Source organism: Acidovorax sp. KPB24-03, assembly GCF_057546605.1.
In genome coordinates, this window is the sequence record NZ_BAAJYR010000832.1 from 1 (window position 1) to 775 (window position 775).

The 775-nt window shown below is 72.0% G+C and carries 1 protein-coding gene and 1 pseudogene; one reads left to right on the forward strand and one right to left on the reverse strand.

The window, feature by feature from the left end; translation table 11 throughout:
* A pseudogene (locus AC27KI_RS26305) lies at positions 1 to 200 on the forward strand (type II secretion system protein N); the annotation flags it as partial.
* An 84-nt stretch (positions 201 to 284) separates the two neighbouring features.
* Here AC27KI_RS26305 and AC27KI_RS26310 read toward each other — a convergent pair.
* A partial coding sequence (locus AC27KI_RS26310) for a histidine phosphatase family protein (RefSeq protein ID WP_487116810.1) occupies positions 285 to 775 on the reverse strand: 491 nt, incomplete at its 5' end.

Sequence of the window (775 nt, forward strand, 5' to 3'; positions counted from 1 at the left end):
TGGGCGTGCTGGCGGGCACGTCCAGCGGTGGCGGCGCGGCCTTGATCGCCGTGGACAACCAGCCGGCCAAGCCGTTTCGCGTCGGGGCCACGGTGGCCGAAGGGCTGGTGCTGCAGGCCCTGGGCCGCCGCCAGGCGCGGCTGGGGCCGTCGCACGACGGCGCGGCCACGGTCACGCTGGAAATTCCAGAAAAACGGTAGCGGTTCGGGGGCCGCACGCGGGGTGTGCGGCACAAAGAAAGACACCTGTTTCAGGTGGGGCGAAAGCCGCTGTCTCCGACGCGTTCAGTGCGTTGGCGCGTCCAGCGGCACCGTGGTCCATTCCCCATAGGCCGGTGCGGCCACCGGCCATTCGTCGGCCCGCGGCAGGCGCCCGGGCCGGGCCTGCAGCCACTGTACGCAGCGCGCTACTCCCGCATGGGTGATCCACAGCACATCGCCACCCCGGTCGTGGGACAACTGGCGTGCCTCGGACAGTGCCGCATCCACGCGCAGCAGCATCGCGGCCAGGCTGTCGCCGCCGCTGGCGCGGGGGGCGCCGAAATCCGACGTCCACGCATCGATGTCGGCCCGGGCAATGGCGTCCCAGGCGCGTCCTTCCCAGGTGCCGAAATCCATCTCGGCGAGGCGGGCATCGGGCTCGCTGGCCGAATCGGCCTTCAGCGCTATCAGGGCCTGCGCAAGCTGCTCACATCTTTGTAGTGGCGAGTGGCGCATGTCCGCGAGCGTGCCGGGCAGCGCGCGGGCCAGCCGGCGGGCGGCATCGGCCGTCGCGG